Origin of the sequence: Streptomyces griseorubiginosus (assembly GCF_001514195.1) — a bacterium.
In the GTDB taxonomy this organism is placed as follows: domain Bacteria; phylum Actinomycetota; class Actinomycetes; order Streptomycetales; family Streptomycetaceae; genus Streptomyces; species Streptomyces griseorubiginosus.
The window spans coordinates 610,535-627,666 of record NZ_KQ948735.1 but is presented as its reverse complement, the minus strand read 5'-3'; the positions used below and the strand labels follow the sequence as shown (position 1 = coordinate 627,666).

The 17,132-nt window shown below is 71.5% G+C and carries 17 protein-coding genes; 9 read left to right on the top strand and 8 right to left on the bottom strand.

Annotated elements, in window-relative coordinates; translation table 11 throughout:
- Positions 1 to 75 precede the first annotated feature (75 nt).
- From AQJ54_RS09320 to AQJ54_RS09295, 6 genes are all read left to right on the top strand, one after another.
- Positions 76 to 1,452: a coiled-coil domain-containing protein gene (locus AQJ54_RS09320; RefSeq protein WP_062235861.1), complete on the top strand. Its 1,377-nt coding sequence runs from the start codon at positions 76 to 78 to the stop codon at positions 1,450 to 1,452.
- Between the two features lie 132 nt (positions 1,453 to 1,584).
- Positions 1,585 to 1,773 carry a hypothetical protein gene (locus AQJ54_RS09315; protein ID WP_020136474.1) on the top strand — a complete coding sequence of 63 codons (189 nt, stop codon included), beginning with the start codon at positions 1,585 to 1,587 and terminating at the stop codon, positions 1,771 to 1,773.
- A 13-nt stretch (positions 1,774 to 1,786) separates the two neighbouring features.
- Positions 1,787 to 2,500, top strand: coding sequence for a hypothetical protein (locus AQJ54_RS09310; protein ID WP_062235858.1), 714 nt, complete (start codon positions 1,787 to 1,789; stop codon positions 2,498 to 2,500).
- Positions 2,497 to 3,474: a DUF6895 family protein gene (locus AQJ54_RS09305; RefSeq protein WP_062235855.1), complete on the top strand. Its 978-nt coding sequence runs from the start codon at positions 2,497 to 2,499 to the stop codon at positions 3,472 to 3,474. The genes AQJ54_RS09310 and AQJ54_RS09305 overlap by 4 nt, the downstream gene beginning before the upstream one ends.
- Entirely contained in the window at positions 3,471 to 4,391 is a 921-nt protein-coding gene (locus AQJ54_RS09300; RefSeq protein ID WP_062235852.1) for a DUF6895 family protein, read from the top strand. Before AQJ54_RS09305 ends, AQJ54_RS09300 begins: the two co-directional genes overlap by 4 nt.
- Positions 4,388 to 5,512 (top strand): serine hydrolase domain-containing protein, encoded by a 1,125-nt coding sequence (locus AQJ54_RS09295; protein WP_062235849.1) that lies wholly within the window; start codon positions 4,388 to 4,390, stop codon positions 5,510 to 5,512. Before AQJ54_RS09300 ends, AQJ54_RS09295 begins: the two co-directional genes overlap by 4 nt.
- A gap of 85 nt (positions 5,513 to 5,597) precedes the next feature.
- On the opposite strand, the gene AQJ54_RS09290 is transcribed toward AQJ54_RS09295, so the two are convergent.
- Positions 5,598 to 6,965, bottom strand: coding sequence for an alpha-lytic protease prodomain-containing protein (locus tag AQJ54_RS09290; protein WP_062235846.1), 1,368 nt, complete (start codon positions 6,963 to 6,965; stop codon positions 5,598 to 5,600).
- Between the two features lie 219 nt (positions 6,966 to 7,184).
- Between AQJ54_RS09290 and AQJ54_RS09285 the strand changes: the two genes are divergently transcribed.
- Both AQJ54_RS09285 and AQJ54_RS09280 read left to right on the top strand, forming a co-directional pair.
- Entirely contained in the window at positions 7,185 to 7,403 is a 219-nt protein-coding gene (locus AQJ54_RS09285; protein ID WP_030325537.1) for an FmdB family zinc ribbon protein, read from the top strand.
- 90 nt (positions 7,404 to 7,493) lie between these two features.
- The gene (locus tag AQJ54_RS09280) at positions 7,494 to 8,246 is read left to right on the top strand and encodes a DedA family protein (protein ID WP_062235843.1); all 753 of its coding nucleotides are present in this window, start codon (positions 7,494 to 7,496) and stop codon (positions 8,244 to 8,246) included.
- On the opposite strand, the gene AQJ54_RS09275 is transcribed toward AQJ54_RS09280, so the two are convergent.
- The 3 genes from AQJ54_RS09275 to AQJ54_RS09265 are packed head-to-tail and all read right to left on the bottom strand — an operon-like array spanning position 8,170 to position 12,654.
- A complete protein-coding gene (locus AQJ54_RS09275; RefSeq protein WP_062235840.1) occupies positions 8,170 to 8,988 on the bottom strand; it encodes an HAD family hydrolase in 819 nt (272 codons plus the stop codon). The two genes, AQJ54_RS09280 and AQJ54_RS09275, sit on opposite strands and share 77 nt — an antisense overlap.
- Positions 8,988 to 11,456 carry a phosphoribosyltransferase gene (locus AQJ54_RS09270; RefSeq protein ID WP_062237073.1) on the bottom strand — a complete coding sequence of 823 codons (2,469 nt, stop codon included), beginning with the start codon at positions 11,454 to 11,456 and terminating at the stop codon, positions 8,988 to 8,990. Before AQJ54_RS09270 ends, AQJ54_RS09275 begins: the two co-directional genes overlap by 1 nt.
- A 34-nt stretch (positions 11,457 to 11,490) precedes the next feature.
- Positions 11,491 to 12,654: an HpcH/HpaI aldolase/citrate lyase family protein gene (locus AQJ54_RS09265; protein ID WP_030325533.1), complete on the bottom strand. Its 1,164-nt coding sequence runs from the start codon at positions 12,652 to 12,654 to the stop codon at positions 11,491 to 11,493.
- A 207-nt stretch (positions 12,655 to 12,861) separates the two neighbouring features.
- Between AQJ54_RS09265 and AQJ54_RS09260 the strand changes: the two genes are divergently transcribed.
- Positions 12,862 to 13,626 (top strand): TerD family protein, encoded by a 765-nt coding sequence (locus AQJ54_RS09260; RefSeq protein WP_062033814.1) that lies wholly within the window; start codon positions 12,862 to 12,864, stop codon positions 13,624 to 13,626.
- Positions 13,627 to 13,722: 96 nt separating this feature from the next.
- Here the strand turns inward: AQJ54_RS09260 and AQJ54_RS09255 are convergent, their stop codons facing one another.
- The 4 genes from AQJ54_RS09255 to AQJ54_RS09240 all read right to left on the bottom strand — a co-directional run bounded on the left by AQJ54_RS09255 (position 13,723) and on the right by AQJ54_RS09240 (position 17,092).
- Complete coding sequence (locus tag AQJ54_RS09255) at positions 13,723 to 14,460, bottom strand: TerD family protein (RefSeq protein WP_030325530.1); 738 nt, start codon at positions 14,458 to 14,460, stop codon at positions 13,723 to 13,725.
- Positions 14,461 to 14,567: 107 nt separating this feature from the next.
- On the bottom strand, positions 14,568 to 15,716 hold the full coding sequence (locus AQJ54_RS09250; RefSeq protein ID WP_062033811.1) for a DUF475 domain-containing protein: 1,149 nt from the start codon (positions 15,714 to 15,716) through the stop codon (positions 14,568 to 14,570).
- A gap of 126 nt (positions 15,717 to 15,842) precedes the next feature.
- Positions 15,843 to 16,418, bottom strand: coding sequence for a TerD family protein (locus tag AQJ54_RS09245; protein WP_030323460.1), 576 nt, complete (start codon positions 16,416 to 16,418; stop codon positions 15,843 to 15,845).
- A gap of 98 nt (positions 16,419 to 16,516) precedes the next feature.
- Positions 16,517 to 17,092, bottom strand: coding sequence for a calcium homeostasis/redox stress adaptation protein (locus AQJ54_RS09240; RefSeq protein ID WP_030323468.1), 576 nt, complete (start codon positions 17,090 to 17,092; stop codon positions 16,517 to 16,519).
- Between the last annotated feature and the right edge of the window lie 40 nt (positions 17,093 to 17,132).

Sequence of the window (17,132 nt, the reverse complement as noted above, 5' to 3'; positions counted from 1 at the left end):
CCGTGTGTTCGTCCCTTACCGGTGGGAGAATGACACCGGGCACCGCCAGGACGGACCACAGCACGGGAGAGGGATGTGACGGCGACACCGAAGCAGCCGTACTTGTCGCCGTCGAGGCCGCGCGCACACCGCCAGGCGCTCAAGGACACCCTCACCCTGATCGGGCTGCCGCTGCTCGCCGGCCTCGCGCTCCCGGCCGCGTTCGCCGGCGGGGGTACCCGGCGCTGGTTCGGCGGGCGCGCGGAGAGCCAGCGGGCCGAGGCGCAGGCCGCGAAGGACGCCGCCGCGGCCGCGTTCTACGAACTGGACACCGCCCAGCGGGATCTGCGGATCTCGATAGAGACCATCACGGCCGTCGACGACTCCCCCGCCGCCAAGCGCGCGGTCGCCGACTTCCAGGCGATCAGCGCGCGCATCGACGAGGCGAGCAGCCACTACATCGAGGCCGTGGACGCCCATGACCTCGACCGGGACGACCTGGAGGCGTCGGCCGCCGCCCGCGCGCGCACCGAGCTGACCCGGGCCAAGGACGACCTCGGCAACGTCAAGAAGGAGCTGGACCGCTTCGGCGACAGCCTCGCCCCGCTGCTCGGCAAGGCCGAGACCCAGCTGGCCCGGCTCGCCCCGGCCGTGGAACGGGCCCGGCAGGGGCTGCTGGCCGCCTCCAACGCCCTGGACGCCGTACGGGAGTCGGGGCTGAAGGCGGACGACCTCGCCACCCGGCTCGCGGCCCTCGGACCGGAGCTGACGAAGCTGAACCAGGGCGCCGGGCAGCACGGTGTGCCGCAGACCCTGGAGCGGGCCGAGCGGGTGGCCCGGGAGGCCGGGGCGATCCGGGCGGAGGCCGAGCGGCTGCCGGAGCGGGCCGCGGAGATCGACCACCGGCTGGTCTCGCTGCGGACCCGCGCCGAGGCGCTCACCACCCGCGCTGGCCAGGTCGACCCGGTCCTGAGCGAACTGCGCCGCAGGTTCACCGCGGCCTGCTGGCAGGACCTCCAGCACGTCCCGGACCAGGCCACGGAGAACGTCCGGCAGGCCGAGCTGAAGCTCCGTGAGGCGCGGGCCGCGCGCGACGAACAGCGCTGGCCGGACGCGACCTCGCTGCTCTCCACGGTCCGTGCCCTGCTCAACACCACCGACGAGGCCGTCTCGGCGGCAGGCGACCGGCTGCGCCGGCTGAACGCCGTGCAGAAGGACCCCCAGCAGGAGATCGACCGCACCCGTTTCGCCCTGCGGGACGCCCAGCGCCTGGCGATGACCGGCCGTACCACTCCCGACCCACGGCACGCGCGCCCCCTGGACGACGCGGTGGCCCGGCTGGACCGGGCGATCGGCACGCTGGAGGGCCGCCACCCCGACTACTGGCACTTCCTGACCGAGACGGAAGCGGTACGGCAGGCGGTGGCGCGGGTGGTCTCCCAGATCCGCGAGGAGCGCGGCGGCGCGCACTGACCCGCGCACTCCGGGGCCGTGCACTCTGCAACGTGCACTCCGAATTGGACATTTCATCCTTTTTTGCATAGATCGCCCCAATGCGGTGACATGGAACTAGACCCGCAGATCTCTCTCAAAGGAGATGGTGGTATGTCTTCCACCGAGTTCCAGCTCGACGACCTCACCGAGGTCCAGGGCATCGACGTCGAAGCGGCTCTCGACCCCGTCGAGGCCGACGGCTACTACCGCGACAGCCGCCAGTGCGCGGCGCTCGCTCTGACGTCCTCGTCGAGCAACCTCCTGCTGTCGCCTCCGACGCCACGGCCGAAGAAGGGCTGACGGGAGAATCCGCATGGAGCAGTCAGGCGCTTCGACCCGCCTCGCGGGCGCGGTGCAGGACCTCATGTCGGAACTGGTCTCCGCTCTTCGGAGCGGAGACCGCTTCCGGCTCGCAGGCAGGGTCATGGACGGGGACGGCCCCGAGGCGGCCCCCGACCCGGCCCTCGCCGCCGTACGCGTGGTGGGAGCCGATGCCGTCCTGCCGAGCGTGCTGCTGCGCTGCGCACCCCCCGAGCCGGCCGATCTCACCGTGTTCGCCAAGGCCGTTCACGCCTGGCCGCCACCCGCCGACGCCCCGCCCACCTCGCTGTGGAGCCACTGGGCGATGCGGCGGGCGCTGCTGCGGCTGGACGCGAGCCTCGACGGCGCGCCCGGCGACGGGAGCGAGCCCGGGGCGCAGTGGCTCGACGAGGCGCCGTGGCAGTTCCTGACCCACCAACTCGCCGTGCTCGCCCCGCTCGCGCTGCCCGGCGAGGACAGCGCGGTGACCCGCGTGGCACGCGGCCGCCCGGTCGACGTCGCCCGGGGATTCGTCCGGGCCGTCCGCCGCCGCGACTGGCTCCAGGCGGCCGGAGCGGGACGCTGGCTGACCCTCCTCGACGGGGTGCCGGAAACCCTGGGCCTGGACACCGGGCTGGAGTTCGTGGCCCAGATGGGCGGCGAGGACGCACGCGTGGCGTTCCAGGTGCGGGCCGCCCAACTGCTGCGCACCCGGGTGCCGGTGTGACGGCGGCCGCGGAGGTCCGCCCGGCGCGCGGGGTCCGGGGCCTGGGCGAGGCCGCGCTGACCTGGGTGTCCGCCCACCGCGACGGCTTCGCGCTCGACGAGGACGCGCTCGCCGAGCACGGCAACGTGAACACCACCTGGAAGCCCCTGGGCGAGCTGGCCCAGGTGTGCGTCTGCGTACGGCGGCACACCGGGCGGACCGATCCGCTGCATGTGCTGGCGTCCGACCTGCTGTCGTTCGCGTGGCAACAGACCGGCCGGGGCGCCCTGTTCATGGAGCTGCAACGCCTCGAACCCTTCGCGACCTACCCGTTGGAGGTCTACGCGGCGTTCGCTTCCGCGGGCCTGCGGCACGACCGCTACGAGAGCGCCACCGCGACGGTGGCCCGCACCCGCGGCTGGCACGTCACGGAGCAGGAACCCAACCGGCGGCTGAGCGTGCTCAACTCCGAGCGCCGCAGCGGAATCACCCCGCACGGCGACATGGCACGGGCGTTGGAGCGCACCTGGCTCGCCGGGCTGCCGGAACCATGGACCTTCGAACTCCCCTCCGGCTACACGCTGACCCACGTGGTCTTCCACCTCACCGACTGGGGCCTGACCCCGCGAGCCGTGCCCCCGCAGGTCGCGGACTACCTGCGGCACTGGCTCCCGCCCTGGCTCGACACCTGTCTGGAGGACGAGCAGTGGGACCTGTGCTGCGAACTCCTCGCGGTGGCGAGCAGCCTGCCCGGCCCGCCCGAGCGCGCCCTGCTCGGCGAGGCCTGGGCGAGACTCTCGGCGGCCCAGGACGACTCCGGTGCCGTCCCGGAGGTCGGCGGACGCGGCAGCCGTACGACCGCACCCGCCTTCCTCGACTGCTACCACTCGACCCTGATGACGGCGTTCGCCGCCGCACTGACCCTCGACCGGTTGCGCGGGGCCGCGGCCGGCGGACGGGGAAGGCCGACAGGAGGACGGGGAGGGCCGGAATGAACCACACGCGTCTCGTCCACAACGTCGGCGTCCGGGCCCTGGAGTGGCTGCACGCCCACCGGGACGGTTTCCGGCTGGAGTCGGACGTCGACCCCGAGGTGGGCTTCCTCGAACGCTTCAAACCGGTTGGTGAACTCGCCCTCATCTGCGCGGTGTTGTTCCGCGAGGGCGTGGCCGGTTCCCGACAGGCCACGCTGGCACGGCAGTTGATCGACCACGCCTGGTGCCACACCCTGGACGGCGGCCGGATGCTGGTGCGCGGCCAGCACGTCGAGCCCCTGTCGCCGATCCCCTTCGAGGTGTATCTGCCGTTCAGGGAACTGGGGTACAGCAGCCCCGAGGCCGAACGGGCCTTCCGGCTCAACCAACGGCTCGACAGTTTCGCCGCGTTGGAGATGTCACCGGTCCGCCGCCTCGGCCTGTCCGCGTTCCAGCGCCGCTTCGGCGTGCCGCCCCGGCCCCCGGAGGCCGAGCTCGTCGGCGCGACCTGGCTGGGGCGCTCGCCCGAACCCTGGACGGTCGAGGGGCACATCGCCTACGACATCACCCACACCGTCTTCCACCTCACCGACTGGGGCGAGCGCCCCGAGGGCCTGCCGGCCGGGATCGCCGACTACCTCGCGCTCTGGCTGCCGGCCTGGCTGGACGACTGGCTCGATCTGCGCCGCTGGGACCTGCTCGGTGAACTGCTCGTCGTCGACGCCTGTCTGCCCGACCCCACCTTCGACGTGCGGGCCTGGGAAGGCTTCGCCGCCGCCCAGCAGCCCGACGGAGCGATGCCCGCCGTGCGCACGATGCCCGAGGGCGACCCCGACGAGGTGTTCGACATCGTGTACCACCCGACGCTGGTCGCCGCCTTCGCCTCCGTGCTGGCCACCTCCCGCGCCCTGACGCGACTCGCACGGACCCCGTCATGACGACCCGCGCACACCCTCGGGCGCGTCCCGCTCCGTGGCCGGGCGAGCCGGAGCAACCGGAACAGCCGGAGGAGTCAGAGCAGCCGGAGCAGCCGGAGGAGTCGGAGCAGCCGGAGGAGTCCGGCGAGCCTGATGAGCTGCTGGCCGCGGCCGTCGACGCCGTGGACGCGCCCGACGTGGTCTTCGCCCTCTCCCGGCACGGTCGCCGCACCCTGCGCACCGGCGGCACCGCGCCGCCCCCGCCCGTCCCACGCCACCGGCTGCGCTACGAACTGGGCTCGGCCTCCAAGACGTTCACCGGACTGCTCCTCGCCCACCGGACGCGGACGGGCGCGCTGTCCGCGGGACTGCCGGCCGCCGCGCTGCTGGACCCATCCCGGCGCTCGGACAGGGACCCCGTCACGCTCGCCCATCTGATCACCCACACCGCCGGACTGCCCGCCCTGCCCGCCGACTTCTTCGTCCGGGGGCTGCCGGTCTGGCACACCAACCCCTACGCCCGCTATCCGGCCGAGCGCGTGGTCGACGCCTTCCTGCGCCACCGGCCGCGCCACCGGCCCGGCACCCGCTGGCACTACTCCAACTTCGGCGTCGCCGTCCTCGGCCACGCCCTCACGGCGGCGACCGGCACCCCGTGGGACGCCCTGCTCACCGGACAGGTGTTGCGTCCCCTGGGGCTCGGCGGCATCACCCTCGGCCCCGGCGGGCCGGACACCGATGCCACCGGACACCGCAAGGACGGCACAACGCCCGTTCCCCCACTGGACGTCGGCGGTTTCCAGGCGGCCGGCGCCGTCCGGGCCGACCCGCACGACCTGCTCACGTTCCTCGAAGCCCACCTGGATCCGTCGGACCACCCGCTCGCCGACGCGCTGCGCGCGGTACGCCGCCCGGTGCTCCGGCGCGGGATCGGGCACCGGCACGTGCACACCGTCGCCTGGTTCCAGCACCCCACCGAGCACGGCCCGATGTACTTCCACGGCGGGGCGACCCTCGGCCAACAGGCCTTCCTGGGTTTCCGGCCCGCCACCGGCACGGCCCTGGCCGCGCTGTGCACCCGCCGCTTCCGTGCCCGCGACACCTTCGTGCCGACGGCCTACGCACTGCTGGCCGAGCTGTAGCGCGGCGGGGGCGGCCGGACCTCGGCCGCCCCCGTCACCGCCCCGTCACCGCCCCCGTCACCACCACCGCGACCTCAGCCCGTCCTCACACCGGCTGCCACAGCTCGGGAGCCAGCGCCGGCTGCCAGGCGGTCTGCGCCTGGTGGGCCTGGAGGCACTCGTAGGAGACGCCGCCGAGGGTCACCCGCGCCCCGACCTCGTACACCCGGCCCGCGGCCCAGCCGCCCGCCTGGCCGCCGTCCTCGGGAGCCGGCGTCCCGCTCTCCGCCGTGCTGGTCTTGAGCGTGAGGCCGTACGCGCTGAGCAGCGGGTTGATCGGCTGGTAGAAGGTGATGCCGCCGCGCGTGCAGTCGCCGGAGCCGCCGGACGTGACGCCCTGGGCCTGGACGCCCGAGATGAAGGAACCACCGGAGTCGCCCGGCTCCGCGCACACGGTCGTACGGGTCACGCCGTCGACCGTGCCCTCGGCGTAGGTGACGCTCGTGTCGTGCTGCTGGATCGTGCCGCAGTGCCAGCCCGTGGTGGAGCCGGAGCGGCACACCGCGGCACCCGTCAGCGCCTGCACCGAGCCGGCGGTCTGGACGTCCTGGTCGCCCTCGCCCTTCACGGCGGGCGTCGCGGTCCAGTCGGAGTTGACGCCCACCCAGGCCATGTCGTTGCCGGGGAAGACGGAGGCCTGGAAGGTGCCCTGCGCGACCTGGTTGTACCCGGTGGTCGTCGCACCCGCCTGTCCGCAGTGACCGGCCGTGGCGAACCCCTGCTGGTCGCCCTTGGTGACCCCGAATCCCACCGAGCAGCGGGCCGTGCCGTCGATGTAGAACGGGTCGCCGCCCCGGATGTCGTACAGCGCGTGGGGCTGGTCGGCCGACACCTGGACATCCACGAGCGCGCTGTCGACACCGGCGGCCGCGACGAGCGTGTCCGCGGCGGCACGGCTCGTCGCCTGCACCGTGACCCGGTTGGTGCGGACGTCGATGTACCGGACCGGCGTGTCGACTGCCTTGCCGGTCGCGGTGGCGTCCAGCTTCGCCCGTACGGCCTTCAGCTCCTCCAGCGGTGTCCTGACCACCACGGCCCGCGCACCGGCGGCCTCGATGGCCGGGGTGTCCGCGACGTCGGTGGTCGCGACCGACAGGTCCGCGGAGGTGAGGCCGCTGAGCCACGCGCCGGCGAAGCGCTCGCCGAGCGCGTTCTGGAGCCGGCCGGCGCGCGAGCCTGCCTCGGCCTCGTTGACCAGCCGGGCCCTGGCCTGCGCCTCGGTCAGCTTCAGATCACGCTCCAGCGCCCGCAGCATCGCGGGCGAGGGCTCGCCGACGCCGGGTGCCCCGGCGGCGGAGGGTACCGGCGGCGGCGCGGGGGGCTCGGCGGCCGCGGCCGCGGGCAGTCCTGCCAGCACGAGCGCGCCGAGCACCGTCAACGCGGCACCGCCTGCCGCAGCGTGTCTGTGGGCCATGGGGGTCTCCTCGGATAGGGGGTACGAGACATCTCGAATCCCTAGGCCTTGCCGAAAACGCCTCAGGGGATGTCCGATCCCCCCGCCCGTCCGCGCATCGGACGACAGGAAGGGGCCGCCCGGCGCAGCACCGGATGCCGACGGACCGGCAACCCGGGTACGTCGGAGGGGTCGGAGCGGGGCCTGGGTCGCTCGGGGCGGTCCGGTTAACCTGTGCTCATGCCTCGCTACGAATACCGCTGCCGGACCTGCGGCGACACCTTCGAACTCAGCCGCCCCATGGCCGAGTCCTCGGCCCCCGCCGACTGCCCGGCCGGCCACGACGACACCGTGAAGCTGCTGTCGACAGTGGCGGTGGGCGGCTCGGCCGCCGCGTCGGCCCCGGCCCCTCAGGCAGGCGGCGGCGGAGGGTGCTGCGGCGGCGGCTGCTGCGGCTGACGGCCACAGCACAGCGCGACGGCGAGCCGGCGGCCGTACGGCAGCAGTCTCTTCAGGTGGGCTTCAGGTCCGCTTCCCTAACGTGGGCCCATGTCAGCCATCGAGTGGGTCAACGGCCTCATGGACACCCTGGGCGCGCCCGGCGCCGGGGTGGCCATCGCCTTGGAGAACCTCTTCCCGCCCATCCCGAGCGAGGCGATCCTGCCGCTCGCGGGCTTCGCGGCGAGCACCGGCAGGCTGAGCCTGCTCGCCGTGCTGCTGTGGACGACGGCGGGCTCGGTGATCGGCGCCCTCGCGCTCTACGGCGTCGGCGCGCTCCTCGGCCGGGACCGCACGGTGGCCCTCGCGGCCCGGCTGCCGCTCGTCAAGGCGAGTGACGTCGAGCGCACCGAGGCCTGGTTCCTGCGGCACGGCACCAAGGCGGTGTTCTTCGGCCGCATGATCCCCGTCTTCCGGAGCCTGGTCTCGATCCCGGCCGGTGTCGAACGCATGCCGCTGCCGGTGTTCCTGACCCTGACCACGCTCGGCAGCGCCCTGTGGAACACGGCGTTCGTCCTCGCGGGCCACGCCCTGGGCGCCAACTGGACCCAGGTCACCGACGTGGTGTCCGCGTACTCGAAGGTCGTCCTGGTCGCCGCCGCCGTCGCGGTCGCGGCCTTCGTGGTCGTACGACTGCGGCGGCGGCCGGCGTCCGCCACCAACGGGACGTCCGCCACTGACGGAACGTCCGCCACTGACGGAACGTCCGCCACTGACGGGACGTCCGCTACGGACGGGACGCCTTCAGGAACTCCCGAAGGATCCGCTCCCCCGCCAGCACGCCCCTCTCGGGCAGCGCGCTGATCGCGGGGGCCGTCCAGCCCTCGTCCGCCAGCTCCCCGTGGCCCGGCCGCCAGCCCCGGTCGGCGGCCAGCAGCAGGTCGGCGTCGAGCAGGGAGTCACCCGCGGCCAGCGTCCAGGAGGCCCCGGTGCGCCGGGCGACCTCGCGCACGGCCGCGCTCTTGGTGAGGGGCCTCGGGACGGCGTAGATCTTGCGGCCCTGGAGGGAGACGGTCCAGCCGCGTTCCTCGGCCCACACCGCGAGCTCCTTCACCCAGTCCTCGGGCAGCAGTTCGCGCTCGACGACGAGGTAGGCGAAGAGGTCCTCGGCGATCCGGTGCTTGCGCAGCCACACCGGGTCGGCCGTCTCGTGGAGGTGGGCGCTGATCTCCTCCAGGGGCGCGCACTCGTCGGCAAGGCGGGCGGTGACGCCGGCGTGCCAGTCGTGGTCGGTGACGCCGTCGACGAGCAGGTGGCCGCCGTTGGCGCAGATCGCGTAGGCGGGTGCGGGGCCGGGGAGGTTGATGCGCTGGTACTGCTTGCGGGTGCGGGTCGTCGTCGGCACGAACACCGCCTGGTCACCGAGCTCGGAGAGCAGTCCGGCGGCCGTCTCCGTCATGTACGACAGGGGTCTGCTCTCGTGCACCTCGACACAGAGCAGCCGGGGCGCCCGCGCGTCCGGCATGGTCAGCGCGAGGGCGGCGGCGGAGTAGATGAGCGTACGGTCGAGATCGCTGGCGACGAGCACGGGAGGCTGGGTCGGCATCAGAGGTTCACCGCCCGGCCGTCGGCGCCAGTCGCGCCCCGCGTGTACTTGGGGTGGATCAACCCCACGCAGGTGTACGGGAGTTCGGCGACCTCTTCCACGGGGACACCTCTCTGCTCGGCCAACAGACGGACATGGTCCAGGTCGGCGCCCGCACCGGCGCGCGCCAGGATCTTCCAGGGCACCCGGCGCAGCAGCACCCGGGTGGTCTCGCCGACGCCCGGCTTGACGAGGTTGACGTCGTGGATGCCGTACTCCTCACTGATGCGTTCGACGGCCGCCCAGCCCTCCCAGGTCGGTTCGCGGTCGCCGGCCAGCAGTTCCTTCACAGTGGCGTCAACGGCGTCCACGACCTCGGGGAAACGGGCGGCGACCGCGTCGAGGAAGTCCACCGACACGTCGACGTCCGCGAGTTCGCGGTAGAACTTCGCGCCGTGGAAGTCGTCGGGGCCGACCAGGTCCGCGCGCAGGACGGTCCGTGAGATCAGGCCGGACACCGTGGAGTTGAGGCAGGCGGAGGGGATCAGGAAGTCCTCGCGGGTGCCGTACGTCCGCACGCAGGAGCCGGGGTCGGCGAGTACCGCGATCTCCGGGTCGAAGCCGGTGGCCCCGTCCTCGGCCTCGAACTCCTTGATCGCGTCGGCCAGTTCGCGGGTGATCGCGCCCTTGCCGGTCCAGCCGTCGACGAACACGACGTCGGCCGGGTCGTGGTGGGCGGCCAGCCAGCGCAGGGCGTTGGCGTCGATACCGCGGCCGCGGACGATCGAGACGGCGTAGTGCGGCAGTTCGAGACCGTGGCGGAAGCGGGCCCAGCGGCGCATCAGGACACCGACGGGGGTGCCGGCGCGGGCCAGCGAGACGAGGACGGGACGCGGTGAGCGCTCCTGGAGCACGATCTCCGTGACGGCGCCGACGGCCTGCGCGAGCCTCGCGGAGGACTCCTTCAGGGCCGTCTGGAACAGCTCCTGGTACTGCTCGCTCGGCTGGTACTCCACGGGCAGCGACTCCGCGTAGTGCGCGCCGCCGCTCTGGATGGCCTCCTCGCGCTCCTCGGTCGGCGCCTCCAGGGTGACGTCCGAGAGGTCCTGGAGCAGCCAGCCGACCTCTTCGGGGGCGTACGAGGAGAAGGCTGGGCCGCGGAGGGGCTCGGGGAGCATGGAGGGCCTTTCGGGCGTATGACTGGGGACGACGGCGAGGACCACGTGCGGGGTGTGCGCGGCCAGCTGCGCCAACAGGCCGTCGGGCGCGTGCAGTTCGGGGGTGTCGGCGGTGTCGTCGACGACGACGACCACGGCGTCGAAGCCGGCTCCGGCGACGTTGTAGGCGTAGCGGTCGCCGGGGCCGTCCGCGGGGGTGTCGTGGGCCGGGAAGGTGAGGCGGGTGCGGATCGCGTATCCCGGGTCGTCCACGGCGAGGACGGGGCTGCGGGTGGTGGTGGAGTAGGTGACCTCGGTGGTCTCGGCCGCGGTCTCTTCGAGGGCGTGGGCGAGTCTGAGGGGGGCGTACATCAGCTCTTCGAAGCCGAGGATGTGCACGTGGTGCACGTTTGCGGGGAGCGCCTCGGCGAGCCTTGCCGTCATCGCGGGGAGTGCGGATTCGAGGCGTATTCGGTGCGCCGGAGTGAATCCGTGGCGGCCACCGTCGGGGAGGTCGCGGGGCCACATCAGGTCCACACGGTTGATTGCCGGGTGCGGGTGTGTGGGGGCTGGTCGCGCAGTTCCCCGCGCCCCTAGGTGGGCCTCATGATCGGCGACCAGTTGTTGCCCCTTCTCCAGCACCCCCTCCGGGAGCCTCACCGTGCCCGATGCCGCTGCCACCAGGTCCACGCTCGCGCCTATCTCCGCGGCGAAGTCGGACAGGCGGCCCGCGTCCTCCTCCGAGCGCATGTCCACCAGGGCGACCACCACGTACCGGTTCCTCGGATAGCGGCTGTGCAGATCCCTGATCGTGTTCAGGACCGTGTTGCCCGTCGAGAACTCGTCGTCGACCAGGACCAGGGGGCCCTCGCCGGCCAGCAGGGCCGGGTCCTCCGGCAGCAGCAGATGCGAGGTGGCGTGGGAGTGGGACTCCTCGAAGCCGCCCGCGGGGGTCACCCCGGGGACCGGGCGGCGGGTGGAGTGGAGGTAGGGGGCGAGGGCGAGGCCGTCGGCGACCGAGTGGCCGAGGCCCGTCGCCGTTTCCGCGTAGCCGAGGACGACCGCCCGGGCCGCCTCCTCGTCGCCCAGCAGCTCGCGGACCCTGCGGCCCAGGGCGACGCCCTCGCCGTAGACCACCGCGGGGGACTGCGGGACGTGCTTGCCGAGCACGTGGGAGACCAGGAGATGGGCCCGCTTGGGGTTGCGCCGGAGGGCGAGTCCCAGGAGGTCCCTCAGCCGGTCGTCGCCCACGAGTTCGACGCCGAGCCGGTCGGCGACCCAGGTCCCCGACCAGACCTTGCCCGGTGTCCGGTCGTTCACTGCCTTGTTCATGCGTCCCTTGGTGTCCACGAATGCCACGAGTGGTCTAGCTGGTGATTCCGGCGGCGAGCAGCTCGACGAAGCCGATGTCCTCGTTGGCGACCCCGAAGACCTCGGCGCGCAGCATGGTCCGCTCGGCCCAGGCGCGGTGCGGCTTCACTTCGTTCATCTTGTTCGTGTACTGCGACCGCAGCACCCCGCCGCCGCCGCGCTCGGGCCGCAGGATGTCCTGGGCGTCGCTGAACTCCTCGTGGCTGACCACGGACAGCGCGTGCACGGGGAGGACGTGGGAGGGGTGGATGCAGGTCTTGCCGAGCAGGCCGTTGGCCTGGTCGAGGGTGATCTCGCGCAGCAGGCCGTCCATGGCGTGCTCGATGAGGGCCTCGCGCAGTTCCTCGGCCTGGCCCTCCAGGAAGGGGCTGCGGCGCAGCTGGGGCTTGAACATGCGCTCCTGGACGCGGAAGTACTCCCAGACGGGTCCGGTGACGGTGAAGCCGGTGCCGTCGGCGCGGCCCAGCATGTTCACCACGTCGGCGATCACGGAGGCGACGATCTGGACGTCCCAGGCGGTCATGTCGGGGGCGCGGCGCAGGCCGTAGGAGGAGCAGAAGTCGGTGACGCCGAGGCGGAGCGCGAGGACCCGGTCGCGGTACTTGTCGACCGCGCGGGCTATGCCCTCGAGGGTCTCTACGCGCGTCTCCCGGTAGAGCAGCTCCGGCGACTCCAGCACGGGCATGGCGAACAGCCGGCGTCCGCTCGCGGCCTCGGCGACGGAGAGGGCCTCCAGGAAGGGGATGCCGCGTTCCTCGGTGAACTTGGGCAGCACGAATCCGGACAGCAGCCGCACCGCGGGGCCGAGCCGTCGTACGAGGTCGGGGATCTGCTCGGGGTGGCGGACCCGGATGAAGAGCAGCGGCAGGTCCACCGCCCGGTCCGCGAGGTCGGTGAACTGGCGGACGAGGTTCTCCTCGCCCGCGGGCACGTCCTCGTCGCCGATGGAGTCCTCCAGGCACAGCACCATCGAGACCACGCCGAGCCCTGCCTGTTTGACGATGTCGTCGGCGAGTCGCGGCCGGGTGGCCGGGCTGTAGAGCGTGGCGCCCAGGGCCGCGGAGAGCAGCCGGGCCGGGGAGTCCGCGGTGAACTCGCAGGGCTGCTGGTGGAAGAGGCGCTGCCGCACCTCAGGGGCGATGTGCCCGAAATGACGCATAGGACTCCCCCGTGGCAGTTGTGCCGCCTGCGAACCGCTCACAGGTGGCCGGTAATAGTACGTAGGTACCCATGTCCCAGGTTCCCACCGGGCATGAATTTCAGGTAACGCGGCGGAACACGGCCCGCTGGACACCGGTACGACATGAACCGCTTTTCCCGCACCCCCGCGTTGTCGTGACCAGGACCGAGAGGGCAGGATGACCGCATGACGCACGCCATGCTGAAGGGGTCGAACGTCCCGCTGGATGCCACCACGGTACGCGCTGTGCTGCGCTGGGCGCCCGGCCAGGGGGTTCCGCCGGTCGACGCCTCCGCACTTCTCCTCGGCCCCGACGGTCGCGTGCGGTCCGACGAGGACTTCGTCTTCTACAACCAGCCCCGCCACCCCTCCGGCAAGGTCTGGCTCCTCGGCAAGAAGCGTCTCGCCGAGGGTCCCACCGACACGATCCAGACGGATCTCGCCGGTGTCGAGTCCGACATCAGTCAGATTCTCGTGGTCGCTTCGGCGGAGGGCGCCACCTTCGACCAGGTACGGGATCTGCGCATCCTGCTGTACGACGCCTCGGTCGCCGACGGCGAGCCGCTGGCCTACTTCGACATCAAGCCCGAGACGGGCGCGGAGACGGCCCTGATCTGCGGCGAGCTGTACCGGCGCGGCGAGGGCTGGAAGTTCCGCGCCACCGGCGAGGGCTACGCGGACGGCCTCCAGGGCCTGGCCACGGACTTCGGCATCACGGTGGACGAGTCGGACCCCGAGGAGCCCGCCGCCCAGCCCCTTCCCCCGGAGCAGCCGGCCCAGTCGGCCACCTCGGTCCCGACCCAGCCGGCCTACGGCTACCCCCAGCCGACCACTCCCCCGGCCACGGTCCCGGCCTCGGGCTACGGCTACCCGCAGCCGGTGGCTCCGGTGCCCGTGCAAGCGGGCGAATTCCGTATGCCGCCGCAAGGGCCCCAATTCATCGGGCGGTGAGGAGTAGCGCCTTCAGGGGCGCGGGGAACTGCGCGATCAGCCACGGACGACCCGCAGGCGCCAACCAGCAGAACCTCCCGAGCCCTCAGGCGAACTTCACCGATCCGCCTTCGCCTTATAGCCCCGCCCCCACTGCAACCCCCACCCGTACAACCGATCCAGCTCCCCCTGAAACCCGTACACGAACTGCACCTCACGCCGCACGACGAGCTCACCCTTGACGTTCTCGATCATCACCACCGCGCAGGACCGCGCCTGGGGGTGCCGCTCGTCGAGGCCTATCTCGATCCGCGGCCCGTTGCTGGGGTACAGCGTCACGATCGCGTGCGTACGGTCGAACGCCGGCGTCTGGTCGTAGATGTACACGAAGACCAGCAGCCGCTTGATCTGGTCCCGGTGGTCGAGGTTGACGTACATCGTCTCGCCGGACGCCGACCCGAACCGGTCGTCCCCGCTGAGCTTCACGTACGGCGGCGCGTTGACGTCCCCCAGCAGACCGCCGAGGGGCTGTACGACCCCCTTCGTGCCGTCCGCCAGCTCGTACAGGCATCCCAGGTCGAGGTCGACGTTGACCATGGACTGGCTGTGCCCCATGACCTCCGGGGGCTTGAGCGCCTTGAAGGGGTGCCGCAGCAGCGACTCCCGCTGTGAGCCCCCGATGTCGGAGGTCCGCATCCGCCAGGTCAGGTTGATGCGCAGGTTCCCGGTCGCCGCGCCCTGCTTGGTGAGCGAGACCCGGTTGTGCCGCTTGGTCAGTTCGATCGCGTTGCTGGCCGCGCTGCCCGAGTCGAAGTCGACCTCGCGGCCGCCCCGGAGCCCGTCGAAGAAGCCCATTCCCGCCCCCACGCTCACTTTGGAAAACCGGCGTCACTACCTGGAAAACCGGCGGGGCGGCCGGAGGCCGGCCGCCCCGCTCAGAGCGTTCCTCACCAGGAAGGGTGTCACACCCCGGACGAGACCTCAGTCTTCTCGTCCGAGCCCTCGGCTTTTCCCTCGGCGGCCGCCAGCGCGTTGTTGCGGCGCACGGAGGACCAGAAGGACCAGCCGATCAGGACCACACCGACGAGGCCGGTGATGATCTCGTTGATCTCGTACTGGATGGTGACCATCAGGATCACCGCGAGGGCGCCGATCGCGTAGTGGGCGCCGTGCTCCAGGTAGACGTAGTCGTCCAGGGTGCCCTGGCGGACCAGGTACACGGTGAGCGACCGGACGTACATCGCGCCGATGCCGAGGCCCAGCGCCATCAGGACGATGTCGTTGGTGATGGCGAACGCGCCGATCACTCCGTCGAAGGAGAAGGAGGCGTCCAGGACCTCCAGGTAGAGGAACATGAAGAACGCGGCCTTGCCGGCCATCACCACGGCCGACTTGGGCTTGCCCTCGCGCTCGGCGCGCTCCTCCTCCTCGTGCTCGCGTTCCTCCTCCTCTTCGAGCTTGTCCTCGAAGTAGCCGGAGAGACCGCCCACGATCATGTAGGTGATCAGGCCCGCGATACCGGAGATCAGGACCGTCTGCGCCTTGTCGACGTGCGCGCCGCCGTGCTGGTGGGCGTGGGTGGCGAAGGTGAAGGCGGTGATCAGCAGGACGACCAGGGCGATGCAGACCGACAGCATGTCGACCTTGCCGAGCTTGGCCAGCGGGCGCTCGATCCAGCGCAGCCACTGGATGTCCCGGTCCTCGAAGATGAAGTCCAGGAAGATCATCAGCAGGAACATGCCACCGAACGCGGCGATCGCCGGGTGCGCGTCGGTGACCAGCTCCTGGTACTGGTCCTTGTTGTTGAGGGCGAGGTCGACGGCCTCGATGGGGCCCATCTTGGCGCTGATCGCGACGATCACGACGGGGAAGACCAGCCGCATGCCGAACACGGCGATCAGGACACCGACGGTGAGGAAGATCTTCTGCCAGAAGGCGTTCATCTTCTTCAGGATTCCGGCGTTGACCACCGCGTTGTCGAACGACAGCGAGATCTCGAGGATGGAGAGGATCGCCACGACACCGAAGCCTTCCCACCCCCCGTAGAAGACTGCGGCGACCAGGCCGAGCGCGGTGACCGCGAACGACCAGCCGAAGGTTTTGAGAACCACTGGCTACCCAATCCGTACGTGTACGGGGCTCCCCCGTGCCGCACTCGGCTTTACGAACTTTTGAAGCCGAAGTCTAGTCGGGCCCCGTTCGCCGCCCGCCCTGCCCCGGCTTTTGCTCATATCGCGTTATGAGACGTTGACCCCGAAGTCCAGGGCGATGCCCCTGAGCCCCGACGCGTACCCCTGCCCCACCGCCCTGAACTTCCACTCGCCCTGGTACCGGTAGACCTCGCCGAAGATCATCGCGGTCTCGGTGGAGGCGTCCTCGGAGAGGTCGTAGCGGGCCAGTTCCTGGCCGTCGGCCTGGTTGACCACCCGGATGAAGGCGTTGCTGACCTGGCCGAAGGTCTGGCCGCGGTTGTCGGCGTCATGGATGGAGACCGGGAAGACGATCTTGTCGCAGCCGGCCGGCACCTTGGAGAGGTCGATCAGGAGCGACTCGTCGTCGCCCTCGCCCTCACCGGTGAGGTTGTCGCCGGTGTGCTCCACGGACCCGTCCGGGCTCTTGAGCTGGTTGTAGAAGATGAACCACTCGTCGCCCATGACCCGCCCGCCCGCGCACATCAGGGCGCTGGCGTCGAGGTCGAAGTCGGCTCCGGTGGTGGAGCGCGCGTCCCAGCCGAGCCCGACCATCACCTGGGTGAGGTTGGGTGCGGCCTTGGACAGGGAGACGTTTCCCCCCTTGGCGAGCGTGACGCCCATGTGCTGTTCCCTCCCCGGGAGAGTGCTGCTGTGCTGTACCTGCGCGTCCGGCGCCGCACGCAAACGGTGCGACGCCGGACGGGTGACCGGGAGCGGCCCTAGACGTTGACGCCGAAGTCCTGGGCGATGCCGCGCAGGCCCGAGGCGTAGCCCTGGCCGATGGCGCGGAACTTCCACTCGGCGCCGTTGCGGTACAGCTCGCCGAAGACCATGGCCGTCTCCGTGGACGCGTCCTCGGAGAGGTCGTAGCGGGCGATCTCCGCCTCGCCGGCCTGGTTCACGACGCGGATGAACGCGTTGCGCACCTGGCCGAAGGACTGCTGGCGGTTCTCGGCGTCGTAGATCGAGACCGGGAAGACGATCTTGTCGACGTCGGCCGGGACCGCGGCGAGGTTGACCTTGATCTGCTCGTCGTCGCCCTCGCCCTCACCGGTGATGTTGTCGCCGGTGTGCTCGACGGAGCCGTCCGCGCTCTTGAGGTTGTTGAAGAAGACGAAGTTGGCGTCGCTGGCGACCTTGCCCGCCGAGTTCAGCAGCAGTGCGCTGGCGTCGAGGTCGAAGTCGGTGCCGGTCGTGGTGCGGACGTCCCACCCCAGACCGACGATGACCGCGGTCAGGCCCGGGGCCTCCTTGGTCAGCGATACGTTGCCGCCCTTGCTGAGGCTGACTCCCACGAGTCCTCCATAGGTTTGCTGGTGTGTGATGCTGCCGGAT